Annotated in this window: 18 protein-coding genes; 3 read left to right on the top strand and 15 right to left on the bottom strand. The window is 47.5% G+C overall.

The window, feature by feature from the left end; all coding sequences use genetic code 11:
* Window positions 1–12 precede the first annotated feature (12 nt).
* The 11 genes from J2X61_RS24455 to J2X61_RS24505 form a co-directional block, all read right to left on the bottom strand.
* The gene (locus J2X61_RS24455) at window positions 13–741 is read right to left on the bottom strand and encodes a glycosyltransferase family 2 protein (protein WP_274470821.1); all 729 of its coding nucleotides are present in this window, start codon (window positions 739–741) and stop codon (window positions 13–15) included.
* Window positions 738–1,727 (bottom strand): glycosyltransferase family 2 protein, encoded by a 990-nt coding sequence (locus J2X61_RS24460; RefSeq protein WP_310191462.1) that lies wholly within the window; start codon window positions 1,725–1,727, stop codon window positions 738–740. Before J2X61_RS24460 ends, J2X61_RS24455 begins: the two co-directional genes overlap by 4 nt.
* Window positions 1,728–1,818: 91 nt before the next feature.
* Window positions 1,819–2,628, bottom strand: coding sequence for a glycosyltransferase family 2 protein (locus J2X61_RS24465; RefSeq protein ID WP_274470823.1), 810 nt, complete (start codon window positions 2,626–2,628; stop codon window positions 1,819–1,821).
* A 133-nt stretch (window positions 2,629–2,761) separates the two neighbouring features.
* Complete coding sequence (locus tag J2X61_RS24470) at window positions 2,762–4,174, bottom strand: glycosyltransferase family 4 protein (RefSeq protein WP_310191465.1); 1,413 nt, start codon at window positions 4,172–4,174, stop codon at window positions 2,762–2,764.
* A 480-nt stretch (window positions 4,175–4,654) separates the two neighbouring features.
* Window positions 4,655–4,996, bottom strand: coding sequence for an alpha-helical endospore appendage domain-containing protein (locus J2X61_RS24475; protein ID WP_274470826.1), 342 nt, complete (start codon window positions 4,994–4,996; stop codon window positions 4,655–4,657).
* A 17-nt stretch (window positions 4,997–5,013) separates the two neighbouring features.
* A complete protein-coding gene (locus J2X61_RS24480; RefSeq protein ID WP_310191468.1) occupies window positions 5,014–5,271 on the bottom strand; it encodes a hypothetical protein in 258 nt (85 codons plus the stop codon).
* A gap of 143 nt (window positions 5,272–5,414) precedes the next feature.
* On the bottom strand, window positions 5,415–6,764 hold the full coding sequence (locus tag J2X61_RS24485) for a UDP-glucose/GDP-mannose dehydrogenase family protein (RefSeq protein ID WP_310191472.1): 1,350 nt from the start codon (window positions 6,762–6,764) through the stop codon (window positions 5,415–5,417).
* Window positions 6,739–7,830, bottom strand: coding sequence for a glycosyltransferase (locus tag J2X61_RS24490; protein ID WP_310191475.1), 1,092 nt, complete (start codon window positions 7,828–7,830; stop codon window positions 6,739–6,741). Before J2X61_RS24490 ends, J2X61_RS24485 begins: the two co-directional genes overlap by 26 nt.
* Window positions 7,831–7,851: 21 nt before the next feature.
* Entirely contained in the window at window positions 7,852–8,952 is a 1,101-nt protein-coding gene (locus J2X61_RS24495; protein WP_310191478.1) for a glycosyltransferase family 4 protein, read from the bottom strand.
* On the bottom strand, window positions 8,930–10,057 hold the full coding sequence (locus J2X61_RS24500) for a glycosyltransferase (protein ID WP_274470831.1): 1,128 nt from the start codon (window positions 10,055–10,057) through the stop codon (window positions 8,930–8,932). Before J2X61_RS24500 ends, J2X61_RS24495 begins: the two co-directional genes overlap by 23 nt.
* A gap of 25 nt (window positions 10,058–10,082) precedes the next feature.
* Window positions 10,083–11,192: a glycosyltransferase family 4 protein gene (locus J2X61_RS24505; protein WP_274470832.1), complete on the bottom strand. Its 1,110-nt coding sequence runs from the start codon at window positions 11,190–11,192 to the stop codon at window positions 10,083–10,085.
* 243 nt (window positions 11,193–11,435) lie between these two features.
* Between J2X61_RS24505 and J2X61_RS24510 the strand changes: the two genes are divergently transcribed.
* The 3 genes from J2X61_RS24510 to J2X61_RS24520 are packed head-to-tail and all read left to right on the top strand — an operon-like array spanning window position 11,436 to window position 14,441.
* A complete protein-coding gene (locus J2X61_RS24510; RefSeq protein ID WP_274470833.1) occupies window positions 11,436–12,128 on the top strand; it encodes a galactosyltransferase-related protein in 693 nt (230 codons plus the stop codon).
* A gap of 32 nt (window positions 12,129–12,160) precedes the next feature.
* Window positions 12,161–13,297 (top strand): glycosyltransferase family 61 protein, encoded by a 1,137-nt coding sequence (locus J2X61_RS24515; protein ID WP_274470834.1) that lies wholly within the window; start codon window positions 12,161–12,163, stop codon window positions 13,295–13,297.
* 22 nt (window positions 13,298–13,319) lie between these two features.
* On the top strand, window positions 13,320–14,441 hold the full coding sequence (locus tag J2X61_RS24520) for a glycosyltransferase family 61 protein (RefSeq protein WP_274470835.1): 1,122 nt from the start codon (window positions 13,320–13,322) through the stop codon (window positions 14,439–14,441).
* A 52-nt stretch (window positions 14,442–14,493) separates the two neighbouring features.
* On the opposite strand, the gene J2X61_RS24525 is transcribed toward J2X61_RS24520, so the two are convergent.
* Genes J2X61_RS24525 through galU form a run of 4 tightly spaced genes read right to left on the bottom strand, consistent with a single transcriptional unit; the run spans window position 14,494 to window position 18,536 of the window.
* Window positions 14,494–15,288 carry a HipA family kinase gene (locus J2X61_RS24525; protein ID WP_274470836.1) on the bottom strand — a complete coding sequence of 265 codons (795 nt, stop codon included), beginning with the start codon at window positions 15,286–15,288 and terminating at the stop codon, window positions 14,494–14,496.
* A gap of 21 nt (window positions 15,289–15,309) precedes the next feature.
* Complete coding sequence (locus J2X61_RS24530; protein ID WP_310191485.1) at window positions 15,310–16,683, bottom strand: UDP-glucose dehydrogenase family protein; 1,374 nt, start codon at window positions 16,681–16,683, stop codon at window positions 15,310–15,312.
* An 18-nt stretch (window positions 16,684–16,701) separates the two neighbouring features.
* Complete coding sequence (locus J2X61_RS24535; RefSeq protein ID WP_396135493.1) at window positions 16,702–17,658, bottom strand: NAD-dependent epimerase/dehydratase family protein; 957 nt, start codon at window positions 17,656–17,658, stop codon at window positions 16,702–16,704.
* Window positions 17,655–18,536 (bottom strand): UTP--glucose-1-phosphate uridylyltransferase GalU, encoded by an 882-nt coding sequence (gene galU / locus J2X61_RS24540; RefSeq protein ID WP_274470839.1) that lies wholly within the window; start codon window positions 18,534–18,536, stop codon window positions 17,655–17,657. Before galU ends, J2X61_RS24535 begins: the two co-directional genes overlap by 4 nt.
* Between the last annotated feature and the right edge of the window lie 18 nt (window positions 18,537–18,554).

Raw genomic sequence — 18,554 nt, forward strand, 5'->3', positions numbered from 1 at the left:
TTCATCAGATGCTCATATAAATTGTTGCGGATCCACGCCCCATTTCTCCATAAACAGATCCTTCGAGCGCTTCACAATCGCCTTAAACTGCTGCTGGCTTTTCTTGCCGAAGCTGGCGCTGCCATGATGGAAGATAAAAGTGTCCTCCGCCATCATCAGCTTGTAGCCCGCCAGCCTTGCCCGATAACAATAATCATCATCCTCGAAATGTCCGGGACTGAACCGCTCATCCAATAAGCCGATGGTGTCCATCACTTCTCTTTTAAATAGGAAGCAAAAACCGATAAGACGTTGAACCTCGGTATACGTTCCTTTCTTCTGCTCGTTGTACCTGAGCGTCATCTCTTCGAGAGTCGTATAAGGCTCCTCGATTTTCTGCCTGCCACTGGCATAATTGGTCATCGGTCCGACAATACCGACATCCGGTCTGTGAAGAAGACAATCCAACAAATTGACCAGCCAATTTGGAGTTAGCAGCACGTCATTATTCAATAACAAAATCGTGCTGCCTTTGGCCAATTTCATGCCGGTGTTGCATGCAACCGGAAACCCCCTGTTGTCGGGAAATGAGACGAAAGGTACTCCTTCCTGAACCAAAAATTCAAGTGTACCGTCGGTAGATCCATTATCGACAACAATAATTTCATACGGAACCTGCGTATGAAGACGAATGGAATAGATGCAATCCATCAGCAGTGCTTTCTCATTAAATGTCGGAATAATGATACTGGTTGCATTCAATGGAATCCCTCCCCAAGTGCGGAACGCTTCCGGATACCATCCTTATAATGAAGCCGGCTGCAGTAGCTGCTGAGTAACATGTGCATGGCTTCCAAATGGTCGCCAAGGATGAGACTCGAGACAGGATTGGAAGCTCCTGTATTCCATTTGGTCACCTTATTGCCTGAGATCACATCGATGCTGGCTGGAGCGCATATCGATAGGCCGAGCTGGATCGCCAGAGCTTGAGCTTTCGGAGGTACGGCCAAATTGGCTGCTCCGATTCGTTCAATCGCATTCCGGGAAAGCATATGAGGAATGGCTGTCATGGAATTCGTTTTTAAATCTTGTCTGCCTTGAACCGTATTCAAAAATTGTTTCATCACCGTTACGCCGTCGCGACGAGCAAATTGGCCGATGAAAGGGGTCATATCATTGAGGGCTACATCCGCTCCCCGGTCTATAGCTCGTATGAATGGAACCAATTGTCCTGCCTTAATCGGGATATCACCATCGATAAACAGCACCATATCTGCTGTCGCTAACCTTGCCCCGATAGATCGCCCAACATCATAACCAACGGAATATGGATAATGAACAATCGTTGCAAGCGGGCACTGCCGGGCGATCGAGAAGCTGTTATCGGTTGAACCGTTGACAACGATGATGATTTCCTTCATCGGAAGACGCTGCAGCTGTGCGAGTACGCCCGCTATCGTAGAGCCTTCATTAAACACTGTGATGACAGCCGACAGGCTTTTCAGTGTCGGAACCAACGTGCCCTCCGGCTTCTCGATGCCCGCTTGTGTGCAGTAGCCGGTAAGAAAAGCCTCCGCACACCGTTCATATAATGCATCCGGGATTTTTCTGCCTTCCCCTGAATAGTGGTAATACCACAGGAAATTAATATAGCGGATAGGCTGTTCATTTTCCGGAAGCGGGTGATCAACCGCATAGCGACTGCCAGCCTTCTGCGTTATAGGTATCCACTGTACCGATGGTGCCATCCGTCTTCCTCTTATCAGTTTGCCCTTTCTTTTCAACCGCATCGGCACTTTCTTGCGTAATCGCTGTACGGTAGCTTTTCGTTTCATAACTTCACCCCACAAAGGATCGATCCCGGGATAAATCTGTCTGTAGACCACGCTCGTTCGTATCCTGCAGTAACCATTCGATGGCTTCCAAGTGGTCTCCGATAATGAGATGCCGCAGCGGATCTACCTTGTATGCTTTCCTTTTTCGCGGATTCATTCGCCCTACATTGACTTCATGCACCTTGTGAAGATCAAGTCCTTTGCGCACAGCGATCGTTTGAGCTAGCGGTGGCACAGACAGATGCTTGGCATCGATCTGTTCAAGCGCTCTTCGGCTTAACGCGTGGGGAATTGTCGTCATGGATGCTCCACGCAAATCAGGGCGGGAAAGGGCAAGATTCAAAGCATGCTTCGCTAGTACAACAGGATGAACTTCATCGGTTAGAACTTTGCCCGTGTAACTGTTCAACGCTACGTCGACGCCTCGTTCAACGGCATAAACAAAAGGTTTCAAGTCCCTTGCCGGAATCACAATATCGGCATCTGTAAACAACAGGATGTCACCTCTCGCATGCATGGCGCCGATACTTCGGCCTACATCATGGCCTAACGATTCCTTGAAGGATATCACTCTTGCCCCCATCCTCCTGGCAATGTTCTCTGTACCATCCGTCGAGCCGTTACAAACAACGATTACTTCTGTAAAAGGATGCACCAATTGAGCCTGACGAATGACAGAGGCTAGCGTCTTACTTTCGTTCATTGCCGGTATGATGACCGAAACTTTGGGTTTTTCCTGTTCGGATAAAGGTTTGGAGGCATAGCGAGGTTTCGCTTTCGGTTTCAAGCTCTTTCGTATCACTCGCTTCTTCATATTCACTTCCTCCTGAGCGAATTGCCATTTGGTTTCGTTCCCATTGTATGTGTATTCATCCCGAAGGGCACGGCATCCGTTTAACCCCTGTTCGGCTTTTGCTGAAAATGGGACATCTATCCCTACCCGCCGTTCAAATAAGTCCTAACTGCATTAGCCGTTTTTTGGCCTGTTGTCCTATTACCCAAGGCGAGTACTCGGAACGGATGGTATGCTTGCCATTTTGCGCAATGAACGCCCGCCACTTCTCATCCTGCACCAGCCTGCGCATGTAATAAGCGGCATGCTCCGTATCCGGCTTAGCCCAAATTTGATGCGCCTTGTACGGTCCGATGTCCTGGCCAACCGGAACAAGCTTATAATCCACTGGGCAAGCGTTGTCGGCATTCATGTAATCGGTATTTCCAGACCAGTTCGTTCCGATTACCGGCTTGCCTAAGTACATAGCCTCTGCCATGACAAGGCCGAATCCCTCCGAGCGATGCAAGGATACGAAACAGTCTGTGGAGTTAATTAACGTATCCACTTGATCGCGGTTTAGGATTTGCCGAATGAGATAGATGTTGGAATATCCCTCCATCAGCTGCATAAGTTCTTCAAGATCCTTGGGGTTAGATTTGGGGTTATTGACCTTAACGACCAAGCCGACAGACTCATCATCCGGCGGGAACGCTTTTTTAAACGCTCTGATAACAGCCTGGGGATTTTTTCTTGCCTTCGTACTGTGTGTATCATACATACTTAAGAATAGAAATCGATTTTCAGGGAGCCCGAATCGCTGGCGATCATACGATTGGTCATTTCTCATATAGATCGGATGCGGAATTTTCACAACGGGGTGGGGAGACTTCTGCTGCACAGCATCCACAATAAATTGAGAAGGCGCCCATACTTCGTTGACTAGCTCAAAGCTTCCTCGCCATTCATCGGGAAACTCCGGCAGCTCCCACGCCCAATATCCAATATTGAAGCGATTGCGAAAGATTTCCCGACCCAAGGGATGGAACGGATGGTCATAAGCGTCTCGTAGATTACTCGCATTCATATGGAAGAAGTTCACATTATAAGGCGCGCCATCCATTTCCTTGTGAATCCACGTCATATCGTTGTTTCTGGCCGACCTGGCACCTGGATCTGCAAAATTGACGATGCCGAAAGGAAGCTCTACGGTCTCGAAGGACTTTGCCATTAATCGGCACGCTTCACCGATTCCAATCTCCGTCCGAATGTAACCGATCAGGTTCACACCCGTGTGCAAAACCGGCAGTTCTAGATTCGATGGTGGTTCGATGGATGCTGGTAGTGACTGAGGCTCAGAGGTTTCTATTGCAGTTGGAGGTTGAAGCAACTCTACAGGCTGTGCAGGTTGTTCTGTTTCTGTTGGAATGGTAGCTAAGAAAACATGACTCTTTCTAATAGGTTTAACACTCAAAGGTCTCCTAGTTTTGAGCTGCTGCTGTTTTTTCTTCACATTAGACTTTATCATTCGTTTGTGAGCTGCATCCTTTAGCTGCTTTCGGGCTTTTGCATTGGAAGTTTTCCTCATTCGACTTCACTCCTTTACTTGTCTGACTAGGTCATTTCCACCAACCTTCCTCCATACTATGAATACCTCCTTCTAGATTCATACGCATGAACCCAGCTTGGCTAAAAATTGGCGAATGTCTAGGGAGTTTTGGGTTAATTTGCTTATTGCATAAATGGTATGTCCCAAATAAAACAACCCCTCCTCATCTAACCTTAGATGAAGAGGGGACTTTGGGATGAACTCTTGCACGCGGATTTATCCAGGGCTGCGCAGGAGTTCCTCTAGATTTCTCATTGATCTGAATACCCGTTATCTTTCTCGTGAGCACCTGCTGATATTTCGCAATGATGCTTAAGTTCTCAGCGACATGCTTTGCCAGCGACGGCGAGGTTTCTATGCATTGTGTGACACTCTCGATAATACGCGCCAAGGCGCGTTGGCTGAGGGCCATAGACTCCAATAAATCTAATTGAAGTAATTCTTTTCTATCCTCGGATCTCATTTTTCCATATCGCTTCCTAATCCGAACAAATCGCCAAAGCCTCCCGCTACTCCGTTTGAAGGTTCCTCCTCCTTGGCAAGGAGTACCCCCATATGTTTAGCAAAAGCAACTTCCATCTTAGTAATCCCCTCAATGACGGATATAAGCTGCTCATGAATGTCGTGCGACTCCTTCACATGCTCAGCGTTGTCCGCATAGGCAGCCGTAGATAAGTGATTGCAAATCCAGTTTCTTGATTTCTCGGCATGGACCGCTTTCGCTTCCAGAATCAAAGCAACGTTATACTGTATTTTCACCATAGCATCCAAGATGGATAAGTAGCTTTCCGTTCTGTCCAATGTGTTCACCCCAATCCTTATTCGTAGCTAGGAGCTTCTTTCATCATATTCATGATTGGTGCTATATTATCCGATAAGGCATTCTCTAAATCTGCTAAACTATTCAAGTAGGTGGCAATTCCTTTGGTTACTTCAAGAGAATGCTCCATCAGGGTCTTAATTTCCCCTAGGGATGGATCCTTATCCGGTATTTGTCCCACCAAAACGGCCATATGTTCAACAGCGAAACGTTTGGCTTCCAAGATGTCGGCCAGCTTATGTTGGGACTTCGCCATATACTCAAGAATCGATGTAATCCTTTCCTCCACACGTGTTCCTCCCTTTGTATCCGCATTGGCTGTGATTTCCTCACTTCTCCATTAGCATATGCGACTCTATATAAAGTGGGACTCCTCCTCAGCAAAACAAATTTGCCCTCTTACCATATCAGTCCCTTATAATGATCCGTTTCCGGTTTCACGTCAACAATGCGCACCAGATCGATCACTTGCTTCGCTGGTAAAATGTCCAGAACGAACTCCAGGTTCTCCTCGTTTTTCTGAGCGACGACAATAAGGTCTGCGAATTCCTTGATCTCCTCCAGATTAGGTGCGAGGAGTTTGGCCAGATGCGGAACTGTCGATTCGATGTAGTGCTTGTTCGCGCCCACTAACTGGGAAGTAAGCACATTGCTGTCATAAATCTTAATATCGTAGCCTTTGCCCAGAAGCCTTTCCAATAATTTCACGACGGGACTTTCGCGCAAATCATCCGTCCCTGATTTGAAAGCCAAGCCAAGCACACCCACTCGAACCATACCCTCCGCTACGATCATATCAAGCGCCTTCTCAATCAACAACGCATTGCTGCGTTCAACCGAAGAAAGGACAGATAACTCCACATTTCTCGAACGGGCCATCGCGTTGAGTGCCTTCAAGTCTTTGGGCAAGCAAGATCCGCCGTAGGCAAAGCCAGGCATCAAGTAAGCGGGGGATATATTCAAATGGTGGTCTTTCACAAACAAGTTCATCAGCGTATGCGGGTCGACGTTCATCGAATGACACAGAGCGGCGATTTCGTTTGCAAATACGACTTTTAGCGCATGGAACGAATTATTCACGTATTTGATCATCTCCGCCACTTCTCTGTCCGTTTCCATGATCGGCGCCTGAATAGGGCTATAAATGTTTCTTAGCATCTCTAATGCTTTCTCATTGCGAGTTCCAATTAACGTATAGGGGGGGTTAAAGTAATCTTCAATACTAGTGCCTTCACGCAGAAACTCGGGATTGCTGACAACGGCAAAATCCTTGTCGACGACTTTACCCGAGCGGGCAATTCTCAGCTCAATCTCCCGGCAGGTTCCTGGCGGTACCGTCGAACGGATAATAATGGTTTGGAACTTCTCTCGCCCCTTGATGGCATCACTGATTTGATCCGCCACATGCCGAATAAAGGACAGGTCGGGATAACCGCTTTTATCCGAAGGAGTCCCTACGCAAACGAGGCAAATATCAGCTTGCGCGACGGCCGTCTGAATATCACTCCTTGCCGATAACCTGCCTTGTTTATGCTGCTCTGCCACCAATTCGGCGATCCCTTTCTCAACGATAGTCGGTATTCCCCGATTGATCAGATTCACCTTGTGCAGGTTCACATCCACACCGATGACTTGATTGCCCATTTCGGCCAGACAGGCAGCCGATACGCATCCTACATATCCGAGACCAAATACAGCTATTGTATACGCAGCCATAGCAAGCTCATCTCCTGTACTTTTCAATTTCATAAATGACCTTCTTCGCGGTTTCCCTCCTGTTATACATCTGCGAAATTTCTTGTTTGGCAGCCTTGGCCTTTTCCTTCGCTTCCGCCCGATTGTCAAATACGAGCCTCATCTTCCTTTGTAAGTCCTCTATGGAAGGCTCTGCCCAGTAATGCCCGTTACAAATAGGGTTATCATTCCCGGAGATCTTCACCAATCCCTGAATATCGACCAGATAAGCATTGCGTTCGTTCATAAAATCCGTATGCCCGCTCCAGTTCGTTCCGATCACCGGCAGCTCCATCAGCATGGCTTCGAAGAAAGGCCTTCCCCAGCCTTCGCCTCTCGTCGGGAGAACGAACGCATCGCATGCGCGGTATAAGCTCGCGATATCGCTGGGTACCAGCATATGGTCAATGATATAAATGCCGGGACGCTTTCGTTTCGCTTTCGGGTGGGAATGGATAAATTGCTCAATTATATCCGTCTGACGGCTATCGCGCAATTTGATAACTAATGCCGTCTGATCCTCCTGCGAGAATTCGTTTAAAAAGGCTTGGAGCAGCAGATCATACCCTTTACGCTTCTTCAAATCGAAAACAGATAGAAACTTAAACGACTCCGTAATCGGCAAAGATAACGCTGGCCCTTCCGGAGAAAACCCCCGGTAATCAAAAAAATTAGGAATGAGGTGTAGCGGGACCTTGACGCCGGATGAAGTGAATGTCATCTCATTAAACCGGCTCTGTACCCAGACTTCATCGAACTTGTTCAACTCCTGTACCCAGCTGTCTGGAATCCGATCCGTCTCGAACGTCGTACGGGCGATGTTAATACGGAAATCGGGGTTGATGCGGGCGAAGGAACCGATCCAGTTGTACAAATACACATCGTTCGTAGGCAAGGAGTTGCTCTCGAACGAGGAAATGTAATCGATTTCCTTCGGATGCAGCACCTTATATTTATCAGACGGATCCCTTACTTTGATTCGGACACGATATCCTGCTTGATCAAGTATCCTAAGCAGATTACGGTTTCCCTCCGCAAGTCCGTGTCCGTTATAGAAGATACCTTCAAGCAAAATATTCATCCGCTTCCCCGCCTTTCCGGACTAGTTGAACAAGTACTGGTACTTATCCATTTCCCGAACCACACTCCTGGCCACTTCCTGCAAATTGTATCTCGCCAGCAAATCTTGGCGGGCTTTGCGGCCGGTCGCCTTAGCCTCTTCCGGATGCTCATAAACGTATCTCATCTTTTTCTGCAGATCCTTGAGTGATGGCTCCGCCCAATAGTGGCCGTTAAACAAATCATCCTCGGCATTCTCGATACGGACCAGCTTTTTGACCTTCACGAGGTAGGAATTATCCTCATTCATAAACTCCGTATGACCGCTCCAATTAGTGCCAATAGTGGGCATTTCCATTAACATCGCTTCAAAAAAAGGCCTTCCCCAGCCCTCTCCTCTTGTTGGCAGCACAAAGGCGTCACATAGCCGGTATAATTTCAGAATGTCTTCCATCTGAAGCATATGATCGACAATATAGATGGCTGGGCGATCCTTACGAGGTTTGGGATGGTCCGCAATAAACCGCTCGATCTTCTCATTTTTGCTGCTGTCCCGGATTTTGACCATTAACGCAACGTGATCGTCTTTTGAAAATTCATTCAAGTACGCATTGAGCAGCACATCGTATCCCTTGCGTTTCTTTAAATCAAAGACCGACAGAAATTTAAACGATGGAGGGAACGCATAAGGTAAAAGGGGACCTTGCGGCGTAAACTCATTCAAATCAAAAAAGTTGGGGATTAAGCAAAGCGGAGCGGTTACTCCGGATGAAGTGAACGTCTGTAGATTAAACGTGCTCTGTACCCATACTTCATCAAACTTGTTTAACTCCATAACCCAGGATTCGGGAATCCGATCCGTTTCAAATGTCGTACGCGCAATGTTAACGCGAAATCCAGGTTGGTAGCGTACATGCGAGCCGACCCAATTGTACATATAAATATCGTTAGAGGTTAATTGCGTATTTTCAAAGGAAGAGATGTAATTCACTTCATCAGATGGCAGCACCTTATGCTTCTCAGCCGTATCCCGGGCTAGAATGCGCACACGATATCCGGCTTTATCAAGGATCCGCAGCAGAATACGGTTTCCTTCGGCAAGACCGTGCCCGTTATAAAATTTACCATCCAATAAGATGTTCACTATTCTCACCTTCCTTAGAACGAAACTTATTTAGTTCCTTCGTCACTCTCGCGGCGATATCGTTAAGCTTATAGCTGCGGAGCAAATCGCTGCGCGCCTGCTTCCCTATTCGCTTGGCTTCTTCCGGATGTTCGAATACATACCTCATTTTTTTCTGCAAGTCCGGTATCGAAGGCTGTGCCCACAGATGGCCATTGAACATCGGGTAATCACTATTTTGAATCCGTATCAATTGTTCGACCTTAACGAGGTACGCGTTCGATTCGTTCATAAAATCCGTTTGTCCACTCCACCCCGTACCAATGACCGGCATTTCCATCAGCATGGCTTCAAAAAAAGGCCTCCCCCAACCTTCGCCGCGAGTGGGAAGCACGAATGCGTGGCACGCCTTATATAATCCGAGCAATTCGCGCGTTGAGAGCATTTGATCAATCATATAAATCGCCGGCATTTCACGTTTGGATTTCGGATGCTCATCGATGACGCTTTCCAACTTGTGAATTCCGCCGCTGTTGCGGATTTTAATGACTAGAGCAACATTATCCTTTTGTGAAAATTCGTTCAGAAAGGCCTCGAGCAAGATATCATAGCCTTTGCGCTGCTGCAAATCGAATACGGCTAGAAATAAAAAGGATTTGGCAACCGGCATTGCCAGCGGCTTGACGTCAAGATCATAAGCGTTCGTATCGAAGAAGTTCGGAATCAGCCGCAGCGGCACGTCTACACCCGATTTCGCAAACGTGTCGAGGTTGAAGGTGCTCTGTACCCAAACTTCATTGAACTTGTTAAGCTCCGGCACCCAGTCGTCCGGAATCCGGTCTGTTTCAAACGTCGTGCGCGCTATATTAATCCTAAAATCCGGATTATACCGAATTGACGTTCCCACAAAGTTGCATAAGTAGATGTCGTTGGAACTCAATTTGTTTTTTTCAAAGGAAGAGATGAAGGCAACTTCTTTGGGCTCTAAGACGAGGCTTCTTTCATGTGAGTCCCTGGCTAATATCCGGACCTGATAACCGGCTCGATTCAAGATACGCAGCAGAATGCGATTCCCCTCAGCGAAGCCGTGTCCGTTATAGAAGATACCCTCCAAGAGAATGTTCATGAATCCTCACCTTCCATGCCGTTGATTAACGATCCACTGCGAATTTATTGATTTCCTTAGCTACCTGTTTGGCAACCTTCCGGAGGCTGTATGTCTTCAGCAGCTCCTGCCGGGCTCTCCTGCCCCGCTCTTTCGCTTCATCCTGATGTTCATAGACGTACCGCATCTTCCTCTGCAAATCTTTCGTAGACGGCTCCGCCCAATAATGTCCTTCATACTTAGAAGGATCGGGATGATCCTTCAGACGGACAGGGACTAGCTTCTTCACACGAATAAGATACGAGTTTTCCTCGTTCATATATTCCAATTGTCCGCTCCAGCGGGTGCCAATCGTCGGCATTTCCATCAGCATCGCCTCAAAGAAAGGCCGCCCCCATCCTTCCCCGCGGGTGGGAAGAACAAAAGCGCTGCAAGCCCTATATAAACTTAGCAGCTCAGGTGTTAACAGCATTTCGTCAAGAATATGGACAGGCGGACGCTCGAGCTTCGATTTAGGGTGAGCTTCAATCATGCTCATCAGCTTTTCGACCCCCTCGCGGTCACGGACCTTGATCACGAGAGCCACATCGTCGCTGCGTGAGAATTCATTCAAGTACGCACGCAGCAGCACATCATACCCTTTGCGTTCAATCAAGTCGAACACCGAAAGGAATTTGAACGACTGCGAGAGCGGCAGTGCAAACTTGTCACCCTGCGGGAGGTAAGCCGGATCGTTAAAAAAATAAGGAATAAACCGCAGGGGCGCTTGAACGCCGGAGAATTCGAAGGTTTTCATATTAAAGCCGCATTGCACCCAGACCTCATCGAATCGATTCAGCGTAGCTACCCACGAAGCAGGGATGCGGTCCGTTTCGAAGGTCGTGTGCGCAATATTGATGCGAAAATCAGAACGGGTATGAAGCGCTGAGCCAGATCCCCGGAATAGGAATATATCGTTGGAGGTTAATTCCGTATGTTCAAAGGAAGCCAAATACTGTTTTTCTTCGCTTGTCAAAGCAAGCCCTTTGTCCGACTCATTATCCCTGGGTTCAATACGAACGCGATAACCACACCTGTCAAGAATGCGCAGAAGAACCCGGTTCCCCTCTGCATAGCCGCTGCCCGTGTAGAAGTAGCCCTTGAATAAAATATTCAATCAGGGGTCACCATCCTTTCTAGACCTCTATCTCCAATATATTTACACCGGTTACTGCCCGTGTTGGGCAAACCTCCTAGTTCAAAGATCTATTTGTAAATTTATTGTTAATTAATTGAAAACTAAATGTGAAAGTTAGTACATCCGCCTCTGCTGTATCGTTTTTTTTGCATAACATACTACAAAGGAATGAAAATTTTTGCTTATGATGCGAGTTCTATGAAACTCTAAGGAGGTTTTCCTATGTTCCAAGACGTATCTGTGCTTATTCCTTATAAGTCCGACAATGGTCCCAGAGACGCCGCGTTTCAATGGATCAAAAAATTTTATAAGAAAGCGATGCCGGATGCCGAAATCTGTATTGGAGAAGACAATAGCGAACTTTTCAACAGATCCAAAGCCATTAATAACGCATTCAAGCAATCCACAAGAAGCATTATTGTCGTAGCGGACAATGACACCATTTATGATCCTGCCATCATTACCAAGTCCATCGAACTCCTCGATCGTTATACTTGGGTCGTGCCTTTTCACGATGTGCTCAATATTTCGGAGGAAAATTCCAAGAAGATTTATGAGAGCAAAGCCAAATGGCCTTTAAAAGTAAAAATCAAGGACTACCGCCGCAAAGATTTCTCCCGCTGGGCCGGGAAACTAAATGTGCTCCCGCGCGGAATCTATAAGAAGGTCGGCGGGTTCGATGAACGATTTATAGGATGGGGCTGCGAAGATACTGCGTTCGCTTTATCGGTAAACGTGCGCTGCGGAGCCTACCGTCGTCTCGATTCCGATGTATATCACCTCTGGCACCCTTATGTAGGCACGAAAGGCAACCCGAATCATGATGCGAATGATGCTATTCTTAAACAATACAAGAAAGCAAAGACCAGAGAAGCAATGAAAAAGCTGATATTGGAACGCGGCAAATTTGTTTAAATCATTCTGAACGAAGTTGAGGTGGAAGCTCATTGGCGAAGTTCGAATCTGACTTACGGGTACCCTCCAAAGGGAACTATCTAACCATTCAACAATGGTTTAAGACCGGCAGATCTTTAAACTACAAGCATCGATTGAAAAAATTCCATTTCCAGCAAGACGTGCCTTTTTTGGAGCCCAAAACGATAGAAAAAAAGCTTCACTGGTACTTTCGCAGATGCGGAGTGAAGTGGAAGACGGATACGATATATCCGACAATTTATGCCGCTGTGATCAAGAAGGGGAGAATCTACGGAGCCAGAGGCGTTGTTTTAACGCCAGAGAATAAATTCATCCGGCACATTTCTTATTCGGAGATTTTAGCCGGCAAGGATCGGCTCCCTGAACCTCTCTATCTCAATAAAACCGTTGCCTATCTCTCTTTCCGGTATCCGAATAATTATTTTCATTGGATGTTTGACGTTCTTCCGCGAATTGCTATCCTCCGTCAATGTAAAGTCAACATTCATAAATACGTAATCAGCCCTCCGGGCAACTTTCCTTACCTAGAAATGCTGCAAGCTTTGGGTATCCCTCAAGAGAAAGTGATCATCGCCTCCGAAGATTTCCACCTTAAGGCAAATAAAGTGGTCGTTGTTGATAAATATTCCAAGTGGGCGCCCTATGCCCATACCTATCCCGAATGGGCCAGCAAATTTCTGCGCGATGAATTATCCGCGTGCAACACGAAAGGAACCTCCAAAAAGTATGAACGTCTGTACGTAAGCCGTGCTCATGCAGGCGGGCGCAAGATAACGAATGAAGATGAAGTTGTAAAATACTTGGAATCCTACGGATTTCACTGCATCCATCCGGGTACGATGTCATTCGCCGAACAGGTCAGAGCTTTTCAATCCGCCGACATCATCGTATCTCCGCATGGCGCCTCATTGGCTAACTTGGTTTTCACGAATCCCGGAACGAAGCTGATCGAGATCTTTTCCCCGAACTATGTCAGGGATTACTATCTGGTCATCGCCGCCCATATGAAATTGGACTACTATTACTTGATAGGCGAGGGCAAGCGCCCGATTCGTGAACACAAATACACGAAGGGCTTATATGATGATATTACCGTGAACATCGATGGTTTAAAGAAGATTTTGCAGAAAGCTGGTGTTGACAAATAAGTGCATAAAGGGAAGTGGTCACATGGGCAATGTGAACAAAACGGGCATTCCCAACGGTTATTATAAGGTTGTGAAGGAATGGATCCGAGCCAAGGGCCTGCGTAAAAGGAAGCATATGAAGAAATTGAACTTAGGCAGCCCCGTTCATCTCAACGAACCCATCGGCTTAGAAGATCCGACGTTCTGGACAGTTCGCTTCTCCGAAGCCGTGCAGCCCTTTAAGCAAAGAAACGGAATTGTCGAGATCATCCCCCGAGGGATCGTCTACGGCCCGAAGCCGGATATAATGACACCCGATCATAAGCTGGTATGGAGCCATTCGCGGGAGAAGCACAAGCTCCCCGAAGAGCATTCCATTTTCGAGCTAGACCGGTTGCCCAAATTAAAGGTCACCTCGGACACCGTAGCCCTGCTAAGTATCAAGGACAGCGGCATCTATTATCACTGGATGATGGATGTCCTTCCGCGTCTTCATATGCTCAAGGTTTGCGGCCTCCAACCGGATCGGTACATCATCAACGGGGCCAAACTAGCACCCTTTCAATACGAGACGTTGGAAGCGCTTGGGATTCCCAAGGACAAGGTGATAGAAAGTTATGACGGGCTGCATCTACAGCCCAGAAAGCTGGTTCTCCCTTACTTCACCAGAGGCATCCGGCCCAAATGGGCAGTTGATTTTCTTAAGCAAGAGCTTATGGTTAATAAACAAATCATGCCGGTCCCCGGCTTCGAGCGGTTGTTTATTAGCCGATCCAAGGCTAGGAAACGAATGCTGACTAACGAAGCGGATATTTATGCATATTTGAAGCCGTATGGCTTTCACTATGTCATCCTCGAAGACTTGACGGTAGCTGAACAGATTCAGCTGTTCGCTTCAGCGGAGATCATCGTTGCGCCGCACGGAGCAGGCCTGACGAACATGGTCTTCACCCCGCCAGGCGCGGCAATCATCGAGTTGGTCGCTCCAAGCCTGGTTCATAACTGCTACCCCATCCTGAGCAGTCTGATTGGACATCGCCATTACTACATTATCGGCGAAGGAGAACGCCCTCCAGAGTACGTCGATCCTCATGACAGGAGCGCCGATATTCACATTGCTATGGATGACTTCAAAGAGATCATGAGCCGGGCCGGCATCACATAACAAAAATCCGATAGGCAGTCTCCACAGTTGGAGCCGCCTATCGGATTTTTGTTTACGACTGTTTTTTCCCCTTTAGATACCATTTGATGTAATCATCGATGGTTGCCGGCAGAGCTTTTTTGGCATATTTGATATGTCTGAACAGTCTATCCTTCGCTTGTTCGTCAACCAGCCAATCGCTGGACATGGACTGGATGAGTTCATAAATCTCCTTGTTTTTGATCTCAAGGATTCTGTCTACATACGATTTTAATTGTTGGGTGTCCTTCAGCAGCGTGTTGCACCAACGATATATTTCTTTTTTCCGTACCTTCAGCGGTAAGAACTTTCTCTCCGGATTCGACGTCGAGATGTTGAAGCAGTTCGCATGATCGATCATTTTGAATTCGTATCGTTGACTGTCTGATTCTGTCGGCAGGAAAAGTAGATTCTTGGGATTTCGGTCCGAGTTTCCAATCCAATGATCGAAGACGATAAGTCCGGCAATTTGATCTGCGTTGACGAGCTGTTCCCTTGCCAAGCTCCCGGGCAGATTAAGGAACGTTACGGAGTCCTCGATATATCGGCTGGCAAACTGGTTGCCCGATTTGAACCCTATGCTAGCCAGCTCTTTGTTCTCATTAATAAACCGGCTTCGAACCTTTACGATTTTGTAGTCGGGAATTGGCAGCTGAAGCCGTTTGGCCAACGTATTTACGATATATTCGTAAGTGACGACCCAGTTGCCCTGCGGGTTATTTTTAAATTTAACCACATATTTATGACCGTCATCGAACAGAATCAGGTGGGGAGAGGATCTCCCCCCGCTCATAGGCTTGACATAAGAAACAGGCTTAATTCTCCCCATTGGCTACTCCCTTCTGGATCATTAATGCAGGCCCAAGCCTTCGTATGCAAATCCTAACTCACCGAGATTCAATTTCTTTAAGAAGTTTCTCGTATCCAGAATATACCGATTTTTCATTAGTTTATAAATGGTCTCCCAGTTCATCAGCCTGTACTCATCCCAGTGGGTTAGCAGGACAAGCGCATCTGCACCTGCGGCCGCATCGATCGGCCGTTCACAATAACGGATTTGCAGCTGGCTGTTCATTTGTTGAAACATGGACATCCCTTTCGGGTCATGCACCGACACATTAGCGCCCAGATCAAGCAGCTTTCCGATGATATAAGAAGCTTGCGTGTGACGGGCATCGTCCGTGTTCGGTTTGAATGTGAGGCCGAGAATGGCAATGTTTTTACTATTTAAGGAGGTCAGGCTTCTCTGAATCTTCTGGATGCAGTAATCGTGCATGCTGATATTCGATTCAATGGCTGCTTTCACAAGGGTAAGCTCACTGCCGTACTTCTGGCTCTCGGATAATATTTCCGCCGTATCCTTCGGAAAACAACTCCCGCTCCACCCGCTGGAAACTTGGAGGAATTTATTGCCGATCCGTGTGTCGAGCCCCATTCCATAAGAGACATCGTTGACATTGGCGCCAAGCGAGTCACAGAGCCGGGCCACTTCGTTGATATAACTGATCTTTACAGAAAGAAAGGCGTTGGATACGTATTTAATCAATTCCGCACTCTTCGCATCCGTTTCAAACAGCACCGTTTTCGTAGCCTCAAGGCTGTCGGCAGACGCGAGGTGCGCGGTAAGCTCAGCATAATTCGTTCGTTCCAACAGCGGTTTGTAGAGATCCCGCATCATCTTCTTTGCCTTCGGCGAGCCTGAGCCGATAATAATTCGCTCCGGGAAGAACACATCCTCTAACGCGAAGCCTTCTCTCAGAAACTCAGGATTGCTAACGACCGCAAAGTGCCGGTTGTTCTCTAAGCCTGATACTTCCTCGATGATCGTTGCGACCAGTTCGGATGTACCTACGGGCACGGTTGACTTATTGACAATAACGGTGAACCGGCTGGGGTTCAAATGCTCGCCAATGCTTCTGGCAGCTGCTTTGACATATTTCAACTCAACTGCTCCATCCGGTTTGGATGGGGTGCCGACGGCGATAAATACAACGTCCGCCTCATACACACAATCATAAGTCTGTGTTGCAGAAAGACGCGAGGCCTGCACCATTCGCTCGATACAAGTAGCCAGGCCCGGCTCATAGATCGGACTTATGCCTCCGTTAATCTCGTTAACCTTACGCGCGTCCATGTCTACAATGATTGTTGGAAACCCTAGGATGGCAAAGGCAGTTCCCGTCACACTTCCTACATAGCCGGAGCCTATACAAACAACTTTCATCGCTATCCTCCTCCACCTTTACTTCGACAGTTTTGCCTGGTATGCCTCAATCGTAAGACGCAGACCTTCCTTTAAATCAATGAACGGCTCCCAGCCTAATAGCGTCTTCGCCTTGTCTATCACAGGCCGCCTTACTTTAGGATCATCCTGAGGAAGGGGACTGAAGGTTATCCTGCTTGAGGACTGCGCCAAGCTCTTGACCAAATGTGCGACCTCCATCACGGAGATTTCTACAGGGTTTCCAAGATTGATCAATTGTCCATTGGCTTCTTCGCGGTCCATCATCAATCGCAAGCCTCTAACGGTATCGTCGACATAGCAAAAAGAGCGGGTTTGCGAGCCATCGCCATAGACCGTTATATCTTGGCCGTTCAAGGCTTGCGTAACGAAGTTGGAAATCACCCGGCCGTCATCATTCCTTAATCCCGCCGAGTACGTATTGAAGATTCGGGCAACCTTCACCTTGACGCCATAACGTGAAGCATATTCGTAGCAATACACTTCGCCAAGCCGTTTCGCCTCATCGTAACAAGCTCTAGGTCCCCACGTATTGACATTGCCCCTGTAGTCCTCCGGTTGAGGATGAACCACCGGGTCTCCGTAGGCCTCGCTTGTGCTGGTGAATACCATCTTGGCGTTGTTTCTGCGAGCCAACTCGAGCATATTCGCCGTACCTGCCGTATTCACCCGGATCGTTGCAAATGGCTCTGCCTGATAAAACTTAGGGGATGCCGGAGACGCCAGATGATAAATTTCATCGATCCCGCTTAATGCGGGCATGGATCCTGCGTGCTCTTCAGCGACGTCACAGGCGAAGCATGTAAAAAGCTTAGATTCGGATAATTCTCGTATGTTCTCTGCTTTACCGGTTGAGAAGTTATCCAAGCCGATAACCTGGTCGCCGCGCTTAATCAATTCCTTCGCGAGGTGGGATCCCAGAAACCCGGCTGCTCCGGTGATTACCACTTTCTTCAAAGCGATCCACCATCCTCTGCTAAAACCCGGTACAAATATTTCTTGAATTCCTCCTGCAGCTCCTTATTCTTGCACGCAAGCTCAACCGTGGCTTTTAAGAAACCAAGTTTATCTCCAACATCGTACAAATTACCTACAAATTTATAGGCATAGAGAGGCTGACGCTTCATCAGCTCCTGCATGGCATCCGTCAATTGAATTTCGTCCCCCGCACCTGAAGGAGTACACGCTAGAATTTCGAATATGTCAGGTTCCAAAATGTATCTGCCTACGATAGCTGTATTGGACGGAGGATTCACAACCGGCTTCTCAACCAAAGCTTTCACCTGATAGAGCCCATCTTTAATGAGATCTCCATCTACGATGCCATACATACCGACATCCGGCCACGCGACCTCTTTCACAGCGATGACAGAGGATTGCTTCTCTTCGTAGATTTGAATCAGCTGTTTGAGACACGGAGGATTGCTATCGATGACCATGTCGCCAAGCAGCACGGCGAACGGCTCGTTGCCGATAAATTTACGCGCGCACCAAATGGCATGACCGAGGCCAAGCGCCTGCTTTTGCCGCACATAATGAATGTCCACCATATTCGAAATATCGTCGACGATTTTCAGCAGCGATTGTTTATTTTTTTCCCTTAAGTTAAATTCAAGCTCGTAGTTGATATCAAAATGATCTTCAATCGACCGCTTGCTTCGTCCAGTTACAATGATGATATCTTCAATGCCGGATTCGACGGCTTCCTCGACGATATATTGAATCGTCGGTTTATCGACAATGGGCAGCATTTCCTTGGGCATTGCTTTTGTTGCCGGAAGGAATCTCGTTCCTAGGCCAGCAGCCGGGATGATCGCTTTTTTTATTTTCCCCATCACATACCCGCTTCCTTT

The organism is Bacillus sp. 3255 (assembly GCF_031456485.1).
Lineage (GTDB): Bacteria > Bacillota > Bacilli > Paenibacillales > NBRC-103111 > Paenibacillus_E.

Excerpts from the sequence above, each read along its gene's own strand:
- J2X61_RS24460 (WP_310191462.1), bottom strand. The coding sequence starts at position 1,727 with ATGGCACCATCGGTACAGTGGATACCTATAACGCAGAAGGCTGGCAGT.
- J2X61_RS24465 (WP_274470823.1), bottom strand. The coding sequence starts at position 2,628 with ATGAAGAAGCGAGTGATACGAAAGAGCTTGAAACCGAAAGCGAAACCT.
- J2X61_RS24470 (WP_310191465.1), bottom strand. The coding sequence starts at position 4,174 with ATGAGGAAAACTTCCAATGCAAAAGCCCGAAAGCAGCTAAAGGATGCA.
- J2X61_RS24480 (WP_310191468.1), bottom strand. The coding sequence starts at position 5,271 with ATGGCGAAGTCCCAACATAAGCTGGCCGACATCTTGGAAGCCAAACGT.
- J2X61_RS24485 (WP_310191472.1), bottom strand. The coding sequence starts at position 6,764 with ATGAAATTGAAAAGTACAGGAGATGAGCTTGCTATGGCTGCGTATACA.
- J2X61_RS24490 (WP_310191475.1), bottom strand. The coding sequence starts at position 7,830 with ATGAATATTTTGCTTGAAGGTATCTTCTATAACGGACACGGACTTGCG.
- J2X61_RS24500 (WP_274470831.1), bottom strand. The coding sequence starts at position 10,057 with ATGAACATTCTCTTGGAGGGTATCTTCTATAACGGACACGGCTTCGCT.
- J2X61_RS24510 (WP_274470833.1), top strand. The coding sequence starts at position 11,436 with ATGTTCCAAGACGTATCTGTGCTTATTCCTTATAAGTCCGACAATGGT.
- J2X61_RS24520 (WP_274470835.1), top strand. The coding sequence starts at position 13,320 with ATGGGCAATGTGAACAAAACGGGCATTCCCAACGGTTATTATAAGGTT.
- J2X61_RS24525 (WP_274470836.1), bottom strand. The coding sequence starts at position 15,288 with ATGGGGAGAATTAAGCCTGTTTCTTATGTCAAGCCTATGAGCGGGGGG.
- J2X61_RS24530 (WP_310191485.1), bottom strand. The coding sequence starts at position 16,683 with ATGAAAGTTGTTTGTATAGGCTCCGGCTATGTAGGAAGTGTGACGGGA.
- galU (WP_274470839.1), bottom strand. The coding sequence starts at position 18,536 with ATGGGGAAAATAAAAAAAGCGATCATCCCGGCTGCTGGCCTAGGAACG.